This is a genomic window from Halorubrum sp. AD140, assembly GCF_034497445.1.
Lineage (GTDB): Archaea > Halobacteriota > Halobacteria > Halobacteriales > Haloferacaceae > Halorubrum.
Genome location: NZ_JAXRUU010000162.1, coordinates 1 through 1,613, shown reverse-complemented (window position 1 = coordinate 1,613; position 1,613 = coordinate 1). Strand labels below are relative to the sequence as shown.

Below are 1,613 nucleotides of genomic sequence, written 5' to 3'. Positions count from 1 at the left end.
ACAGTACCGTGACTGGATGGTCTTCTAGGACATCTCCGGACCAAGCAAGTTCCCCGAAGGCGTCGTCTTGGTCGATAATCGTGGCGAACGGTTGAATAATCGTCGCGTCGGTATCCCGACTGGATCGTCTGAACAGCTTTCGCCGGGGGGACTTTTGACTTATTAATAACAGACTCCATCTCCCCTACGTTGAGGTCCTCTTGGATCCAGTATCGAAGGACGATGTCGGGCACGCTCCCGTCAGGTGGGGCGCCGAATTGGATCTTGCGTCCGTGTTCTTGCTCAAAGCGCTCGAATACTGCTTCTCCCTCCTGTTCGTAGAGATCGACGAGTTCGGTCGTTCCCATAATTTTGAACCCGTTTCTCGAATTTGCCGCCAGGATACCAGCATCGGTGCCTTTGTCAGCGAGGACCATCGCAGGGGTAATTCCGAAGAGCGCAACATCCACTTCTTCACTGGTAAACGCCTTGACGACGCTAGGTCCGGAGTTGAACCGCTCTACTGTGATCTCTGCCGGGACGTCCTCGTAGTAGCCCTCGCTCCATCACGTAGTGTTGCATATTCGGATATATTGGAACGTACGCGAGAGTGACCGAGTCGAGCGATCCGGCTCCCTGACCAAGGCAACCAGCAATTCCCGTCGCAGCGACCGTGGTTGCGCCTGTATTCCGGAGGAGCCTTCGACGCGAAATTCGATCCACCAGCGTTATTAATAATATACTCGATTATAATAATTCCTATGCTCTGGGCCTATACAGTTAACATACAAATTGGTCCTGTGTAGATGTAACTGGACCCGCAATACGTCCTACGAGAAGCACAGAGCCGAATTAGTGGCTCCGTTGAAATCCTCAGCAGTGATATGTTTTTGAAGCTGTGCTGAATACAGCGCGTGAGTCTTGCACGAGTGACTGGTCTGATTGAGACTGGTGCGACCGCTCAGTACAGAGTATAGACAGATCAATCTGGGAGATAAACAATCGCTCACGTATCATAGGCAAGTTGGTCGTTTTTCTCCTCGGCCCACTGTTTATGGCTCGGTAACTGTTCGAAATAGTTTTTGTCAACGCATCAAAAATGATGAATGTATGCCCTCAAATAGATATCGTCGCCAGATTATCCACTCTGGAGTTATCAGTCTGATCGGGTTTGCAGGCTGTAGTCTGCGAACACAATCTGAGATCCAACTCGGTGGAGTCCGAGTGGAAAATTTCACGCAACAAACTCAACAGGTCAGTATTACTGTGAGAAAGAACGGCACCTCTGTTTATGATTCAACGGTGGATGTGGAGGCGGCGTCAACGACCGATGATGGTGAGAATGTTTTTGGTACCGAGTTTATCAACTGTACATGGGATCCTGACGACATTGAAAACTTTGTCGTGACAGCACAGCATGAACGAACCGACGAAACCGTACGCATTGGAGCCGATGAGGATCTTAACGGAGGATGCTACTGGGCCAGTGTTCACGTGGATAGCGGATTGAACGCTGTTTGGAACGAATGCGAACCGTATGATGGTGCTGGCCATCTCTGTTATGAGTGAAGATCAGATCATCGCTATCATCGCTCTATACGCAGTGCTACTGAGCAATTGATTTGTCAGCGAAA

The 1,613-nt window shown here is 49.9% G+C and carries 1 protein-coding gene and 1 pseudogene; one reads left to right on the top strand and one right to left on the bottom strand.

Annotated elements, in window-relative coordinates; genetic code table 11:
* A pseudogene (locus tag U4E84_RS16970) lies at window positions 1-561 on the bottom strand (ABC transporter substrate-binding protein); the annotation flags it as partial.
* 642 nt (window positions 562-1,203) lie between these two features.
* On the opposite strand from U4E84_RS16970, the gene U4E84_RS16965 reads away from it, so the two are divergent.
* On the top strand, window positions 1,204-1,548 hold the full coding sequence (locus tag U4E84_RS16965) for a hypothetical protein (RefSeq protein ID WP_322533282.1): 345 nt from the start codon (window positions 1,204-1,206) through the stop codon (window positions 1,546-1,548).
* Window positions 1,549-1,613: the final 65 nt, after the last annotated feature.